The 7,048-nt window shown below is 64.8% G+C and carries 6 protein-coding genes; 4 read left to right on the plus strand and 2 right to left on the minus strand.

What is annotated here, in order from left to right:
* Positions 1-196 precede the first annotated feature (196 nt).
* The 4 genes from ACYCAX_RS22630 (at position 197) to ACYCAX_RS22645 (ending at position 4,817) form a co-directional block, all read left to right on the plus strand.
* Positions 197-1,612, plus strand: a complete 1,416-nt coding sequence (locus ACYCAX_RS22630; protein WP_015479646.1) for an acetyl-CoA carboxylase biotin carboxylase subunit — start codon at positions 197-199, stop codon at positions 1,610-1,612.
* A gap of 11 nt (positions 1,613-1,623) precedes the next feature.
* Positions 1,624-3,438: a sodium-extruding oxaloacetate decarboxylase subunit alpha gene (oadA, locus tag ACYCAX_RS22635; RefSeq protein WP_015479645.1), complete on the plus strand. Its 1,815-nt coding sequence runs from the start codon at positions 1,624-1,626 to the stop codon at positions 3,436-3,438.
* 156 nt (positions 3,439-3,594) lie between these two features.
* The gene (locus tag ACYCAX_RS22640; RefSeq protein WP_460248885.1) at positions 3,595-4,221 is read left to right on the plus strand and encodes a c-type cytochrome; all 627 of its coding nucleotides are present in this window, start codon (positions 3,595-3,597) and stop codon (positions 4,219-4,221) included.
* 254 nt (positions 4,222-4,475) lie between these two features.
* Positions 4,476-4,817 (plus strand): zinc ribbon domain-containing protein YjdM, encoded by a 342-nt coding sequence (locus ACYCAX_RS22645; protein WP_015479643.1) that lies wholly within the window; start codon positions 4,476-4,478, stop codon positions 4,815-4,817.
* Positions 4,818-4,913: 96 nt separating this feature from the next.
* Here ACYCAX_RS22645 and ACYCAX_RS22650 read toward each other — a convergent pair whose 3' ends face one another.
* Together ACYCAX_RS22650 and ACYCAX_RS22655 are read right to left on the minus strand one after the other, a co-directional pair.
* Positions 4,914-5,753, minus strand: a complete 840-nt coding sequence (locus ACYCAX_RS22650) for an acyl-CoA thioesterase (protein ID WP_015479642.1) — start codon at positions 5,751-5,753, stop codon at positions 4,914-4,916.
* A gap of 78 nt (positions 5,754-5,831) precedes the next feature.
* On the minus strand, positions 5,832-6,860 hold the full coding sequence (locus ACYCAX_RS22655) for a DUF5924 family protein (protein WP_460248887.1): 1,029 nt from the start codon (positions 6,858-6,860) through the stop codon (positions 5,832-5,834).
* Positions 6,861-7,048 lie beyond the last annotated feature (188 nt).

A 7,048-nucleotide genomic window follows, 5' to 3' on the forward strand; every position in this document is an offset into this window, starting at 1 on the left:
GGCTTTATTTCGGCAACTATAAATCATTCTTTATGGCTACCCCAATAATTATTGATTTTGGTTAATCCTCCCTCCCGCGCTAGGGTAAAAACATGCCGGAACCCGCTCCGGCCCACATATCCAGCTGCCAGTGCCGGAGCTGCCGATTGGTTTTTTACGCCGGGGTCCACAAGGCCCGGGCCGAGGGAAAGCCGTAGTGATCAAGAAAATCCTGATCGCCAACCGTGGGGAAATCGCTGTCCGGATCGTGCGCGCCTGTGCCGAGATGGGCATCCGTTCGGTGGCTGTCTATGCCGACGCCGACCGCCACGCCCTGCACGTCAAGCGTGCCGACGAAGCGCACAGCATCGGTACCGATCCGCTGTCCGGTTACCTCAACCCGCGCGCCCTGGTGAACCTGGCGGTGGAGACCGGCTGCGATGCCCTGCATCCGGGCTACGGCTTCCTCTCCGAGAACGCGGAGCTGGCGGAAATCTGCGTCGAGCGCGGGATCAAGTTCATCGGCCCGTCGGCGGAAGTGATCCGCCGCATGGGCGACAAGACCGAAGCGCGCCGCAGCATGATCGCCGCCGGCGTGCCCTGCACCCCCGGCACCGAAGGCAACGTCGCCGATCTGGCCGAAGCCGTCTCCGAAGCCGAGCGCATCGGCTATCCGGTGATGCTCAAGGCCACCTCCGGCGGTGGCGGTCGCGGCATTCGTCGCTGCAACTCGCGCGCCGAGCTGGAGCAGAACTTCCCCCGCGTGATCTCCGAGGCCACCAAGGCTTTCGGCAGCGCGGAAGTCTTCCTCGAGAAGTGCATCGTCAATCCCAAGCACATCGAAGCCCAGGTGCTGGCCGACTCCTTCGGCAACACCGTGCACCTGTTCGAGCGCGACTGCTCGATCCAGCGTCGCAACCAGAAGCTCATCGAGATCGCCCCCAGCCCGCAGCTCACCCCCGAGCAGCGCGCCTACATCGGCGACCTCTCCGTACGCGCGGCCAAGGCCGTGGGCTACGAGAACGCCGGCACCGTGGAGTTCCTGCTCGCCGATGGCGAGGTGTACTTCATGGAGATGAACACCCGCGTGCAGGTGGAGCACACCATCACCGAGGAAATCACCGGCATCGACATCGTCCGCGAGCAGATCCGCGTGGCCTCCGGCCTGCCGCTCTCGGTCAAGCAGGAAGACATCATCCACCGTGGTTTCGCCCTGCAGTTCCGCATCAACGCCGAAGACCCGAAGAACAACTTCCTGCCGTCCTTCGGCAAGATCACTCGCTACTACGCGCCCGGCGGCCCCGGCGTGCGCACCGACACGGCGATCTACACCGGCTACACCATCCCGCCGTACTACGACTCGATGTGCCTGAAGCTGGTGGTCTGGGCACTGACCTGGGAAGAGGCGCTGGACCGTGGCCTGCGTGCGCTGGACGACATGCGCGTGCAGGGCGTGAAGACCACCGCGGCCTACTACCAGGAAATCCTCAAGAACCCGGAATTCCGTAGCGGCCAGTTCAACACCAGCTTCGTCGAGAGCCATCCGGAACTGACCGAATACTCCATCAAGCGCACCCCGTCGCACCTGGCCATCGCCATCGCCACCGCCATTGCCGCCCACGCTGGCCTGTGAGGATCACTTCAATGACCGTTGCCAAGAAAGTCACCGTCACCGATACCATCCTGCGCGACGCCCACCAGTCGCTGCTGGCGACCCGGATGCGCACCGAAGACATGCTTCCCATCTGCGACAAGCTCGACCGGGTCGGCTACTGGTCGCTGGAAGTCTGGGGCGGCGCCACCTTCGACGCCTGCGTGCGCTTCCTCAAGGAAGACCCGTGGGAGCGCCTGCGCAAGCTCAAGGCCGCGCTGCCCAACACCCGCCTGCAGATGCTCCTGCGCGGGCAGAACCTGCTCGGCTACCGCCACTACAGCGATGACGTGGTGCGTGCCTTCGTCGCCAAGGCGGCGGTCAACGGCATCGACGTGTTCCGCATCTTCGACGCGATGAACGACGTGCGTAACCTGCGCGTCTCCATCGAGGCGGTGAAGGCCGCCGGCAAGCACGCCCAGGGCACTATCTGCTACACCACCAGCCCGGTGCACACCATCGAGGCCTTCGTCGCCCAGGGGCGCGCCATGGCGGACATGGGCGTGGACTCCATCGCCATCAAGGACATGGCCGGTCTGCTGACCCCCTATGCCACCGGCGAGCTGGTCAAGGCGCTGAAGGATGCGCTGCCGCTGGACGTGGTCGTGCACTCCCATGACACCGCCGGCGTGGCCAGCATGTGCCAGCTGAAAGCCGTGGAGAACGGCGCCGACCGCATCGACACCGCCATCTCCAGCATGGCCTGGGGCACCAGCCACCCGGGCACCGAGTCGATGGTCGCCGCCCTGCGCGACACTCCTTTCGACACCGGGCTTGACCTGGAACTGATCCAGGAAATCGGCATGTACTTCCACGCCGTGCGCAAGAAGTACCACCAGTTCGAGAGCGAGTTCACCGGCGTGGATACCCGCGTGCAGGTCAACCAGGTTCCGGGCGGGATGATTTCCAACCTGGCCAACCAGCTCAAGGAACAGGGCGCGCTGAACCGCATGTCGGAAGTGCTGGCTGAGATTCCGCGAGTTCGCGAAGACCTCGGCTTCCCGCCCCTGGTCACCCCGACCTCGCAGATCGTCGGCACCCAGGCGTTCTTCAACGTGCTGGCCGGCGAACGCTACAAGACCATCACCAACGAGGTGAAGCTCTACCTGCAGGGCCGCTACGGCAAGGCGCCGGGTACCATCGACGAAGCACTTCGCCGCCAGGCCATCGGCAACGAGGAAGTGATCGACGTGCGCCCGGCCGACCTGCTCAAGCCGGAGCTGAACAAGCTGCGCGAAGAGATCGGCAGCCTGGCCAAGTCCGAAGAGGACGTGCTGACCTTCGCCATGTTCCCGGACATCGGCCGCAAGTTCCTCGAGGAGCGCGCCGCCGGCACCCTGAAACCCGAAGAACTGCTGCCCATCCCCAACGGCAAGGGCGTCGCCGCCGCCGGCGGTGAAGGCGTGCCGACCGAGTTCGTGGTCGACGTGCACGGCGAGAGCTACCGCGTGGACATCACCGGCGTCGGCGTGAAGACCGACGGCAAGCGCCACTTCTATCTGTCGGTGGATGGCATGCCGGAAGAGGTGGTGTTCGAACCGCTCAACGAGTTCATCGGCGGCGGCGGCAACAAGCGCAAGCAGGCCAGCGAGCCGGGCCATGTCAGCACCACCATGCCGGGCAACATCGTCGATGTGCTGGTCAAGGAAGGCGACAGCGTCAAGGCCGGCCAGGCCGTGCTGATCACCGAAGCGATGAAGATGGAAACCGAGGTGCAGGCGGGCATCGCCGGCACCGTGAAGGCCATCCACGTAGCCAAGGGCGACCGGGTCAACCCCGGTGAGATCCTGGTTGAAATTGAAGGCTGACCAAGGACAGACGGGTCTTTAAGGTTCAGTCCCCAGGGGAGCACGATGCTCCCCTTTTTTTGTCCGCACGATTTGTACGTTTGCTTGATCTGAGTCGGAAACTTCCTTCAGAAAGCCTCTATGTTCCATGCTGGGAAGACTGAGCATGGGTGCACGATGGGGAGAGTCGTTCTGCTGTGGGTGCTGTTGTGCGCGACCGCGCAGGCATCGGAGATGATGGACCGGCTCAACGCCCTGGAGAAAGACCCCGCCGCGCGGGAACAGTCTTATGCCGCGGCGCAGGAGCGCATCCTGCTGTGCAGCAAGTGCCACGGCGAAGACGGTAACAGCAAGCGCGACTACATCCCCAACCTCGCCGGGCAGAACCCGCAATACCTGTTCGACGCCTTCGAAAAGTACGTGACCGGCCAGCGCACCGACTTCGTGATGAACCAGGCCGCGAAGTTGCTGACGCTCGATGAGCGGGTGAACATCGCCTTCTATTTCAGCCAGCAGCAGGTCCACCCCAGACCCGCCACCGACCCGCTGGACGCGGCGCTGGTGGAACAGGGCGCGCAGCGCTTCGGTACTGTCTGCGCCGCCTGCCACGGTGCCGCCGCCCTGGGCCACGACGGCATTCCGCGCATCGCCGGCCAGCCCGGGCAATACCTGAATCACGCCCTGCAGCGCTACCGGGACAAGGACCCCAGCCGGGCGGGTTCACCCATGCTCGGCGTGGCGGCGGCACTCAGTGATGCGGACATCGCCGCTCTGACGGCCTATCTCAGCCAGTTGCAGCCCTGAGGAGCCCGGGCGAGTGATCGCCTGCGCAAGATACCCGGATGCAGAACCGGCGCCGCCGCTATGGCTGACCGAAGCCGGCCAGCTTTGTCGCGCGTTGACGGGGCGGAAATGGTAGAGGTTCCGAGGGTGATCGGGAGTTTTCCGAAACGTTCTCACAGGCAAGGAAATGACCCACTACTCTCCTGTGGCCGACAGACAGGAGTTAAACCTTATATACTCTGCGGTCTTTCAACCGTTTCAATGTGAGAATCGCCGTGAGCACCTTGCCTGCCTGCCCGAAATGCAACTCCGAATACACCTATGAAGACGGCACCCTGCTGATCTGCCCGGAGTGCGCCCACGAGTGGTCCGCCGACGGCGCGGCCGAGGCCGAGGGCGATGCCCGCGTGATCAAGGACTCGGTCGGCAACCTGCTGCAGGACGGCGATACCGTGACCGTGATCAAGGACCTGAAGGTCAAGGGTTCGTCCCTGGTGGTGAAGGTCGGCACCAAGGTGAAGAACATCCGCCTGGTGGACGGCGACCACGACATCGACTGCAAGATCGACGGCATCGGCGCGATGAAGCTGAAGTCGGAGTTCGTGAAGAAGGTCTGAGCCTTCTCGCAGCCTATGAAAAAGCCCGGCCAAGTGCCGGGCTTTTTCATAGGGCTCTTCGTAGCAGCAAGCTCGCTACAAAAGAAGGCTTGGGGTTTATTCCTTGTAGTAGACGATCTGATTGCTGGTCGCCAGCAGTTGGCCCGACTCGCTCCACAGTTCCGCCGTCTGGTCGAAGAAACCGTTGCGGAAGGCCTGGCCACGGGCGTCGCCGAGCAGGTAGCCGGTGCCGGCTTCGCTCAGTTGGGCGGTGTCGGTATGGAAATAGGTGGTGATCGACACGGTGCCCGCCGGCACCGGGGTAGCACGGCGTAGCCAGACGCGCGGGTAGAAGATGTCGCTCATCGCCGCCAGGGACAGGAAGTCCAGCGGGCGGGCCTCGGCGTCGCGCAGCCAGAACTGGCTGCGGCTGTGCTCGCCGCCGCCGTCCCAGCGGGTCGGAATGCCGCCGCTGATGGCGCGCAGTTCGTACTGTTGCACCCAGGCCACGCCCTTGCCGAGGTTGGTCATCCGCGCCAGTTCGGCGGCCGGGGCTGCCTGCGGCATGTGCAGGTCGGAGTGGCTCCAGGTTTCGCGGCGCAGGGCGGTGACCAGGGTGGCGGTGGTGGTGACCTGCTGCTCGCCGTTCTCGTCGACCTGGGTCAGCTGCAGCAGCCAGTGCTGGGTGGAACGGTTGGTGCGGACCGGCGTGGCCTGGACCTGGAAGGCCCCGGCCACCACGGCGCTGGCGTAGTTGACCGTCAGCGAGAGAGGGCTGCCGAGCAGCTGCGGATGGCGCAGCGCGCCCTGCAGGAGGACGGCCGCGGTGATGCCGCCGAACGGGCCCACCATGTTCCAGTAGTCCTGGCTGGTGTGGCCATCGTAGAGGCCGGGCTGGCCGTCCACGGGTTGCAGGGCGACGGCGCGGTCGAATGGGTGCAGGGCGGTATCGGTCATGACTCTCTCGGCGCTTTTTGTTCTGGGAAGAGGGTCTTGTAGGGGAAAGCGCCGAGGCGGGTCAAGCGAACCGATGGGTCAGGGCGTGACCTCGAAGCGGAGCGTACCGATGACCTGGCCGGCTTCGGTGAGGACCTGCACCTGCCAGCGTCCGGTGGGATCGCTGGGGAAGTTCTGCTTGTGCGTCCAGGCGCGGTAGCCGGCTTCGCGGCCGCCCTTGATGTCCAGGGCGATGCGGTCGACTTCCTTACCTTCGTGGCGCCAGGCGTGGTAGATGCGCTCGTTGAGCCCGCGCGGCGCGTTGATCGCGGTGTAGGCGTAGAGGCCCTGGCTCTTGATCTGCGCGAGGCTCACGGTTTCCAGGCTGTCGCCGGGGGTGCGCTGGGCGTTGTCGAAGCTCTCGGTCACCGCCATCTCGGTCATCCACAGGGTCGAGGGCGGCACCCAGGCGCGGGCGAACCAGCCCACCGCGCCTATGGACAGCGTCAGGCCTACCAGGGCGAACCAGCGCCACCATTTGTGGATCTTCACCGTCACCGCCAGGCTCGGGAAGGACAGCAGCACGGCGATGCCCAGGGCCAGCCGGTAACTTTCCGGCGTGCTCAGGTGGAGGATGATCGGCAGCGCGGTGAGCAGCACCGCGAACAGCGTCAGGGTGTGGTAGCCGAGGAAGGTCCAGCGCCGCACCGACAGCCACTTGTAGTAGAGCGGATCGGTGATCGCCATCAACCCGGCCACGGCCAGCGCGCCGGTGAACAGGGCCTGGCCGCTGTTCCAGGTGGTGGTGACGAAGAAGAACGGCAGGCAGAAGAACAGGCTTTCCTGGTGGATCAGCTGGGTCGCGTAGCGCAGCAGCCCCGGCGGCACCTCCCAGCCGAAGCGACGCTTGAAGCGGTCGGTGAGCAGGTTTTCCAGCATCAGCCAGACCCAGCTCACCAGCATGACGATGGCCATCACCCGGGCGAAGCCGGCGCGGTGGCGGTCCACCATGATGAAGCTGAACACCCCGGAACAGAAGCCGAACAGGGCGACGATGTGCGGGTAGCGCTGCAGCAGGCCGAGGACGAGGGTGATCAGGCGCTGCGCGCGCTCTTTCCAGATGAGCATGGGGCGGTGAGGAGAAGAAAAGCTGAAAGGGGGGGCAGGATTGTAACCCCCTGGGGACGATTGGGGGCAGCGGGGGATGACGGGAGGGATTTTCCTGCGCCTGCGATTGCACCGGTGGTTGCATTGTGGCCAGACGGCTCTTCGTAGGAGATTCTATGTCTACCCCGCCGTATCGGCCGCAGGCCGAT

The organism is Pseudomonas sp. MT3, assembly GCF_054720805.1.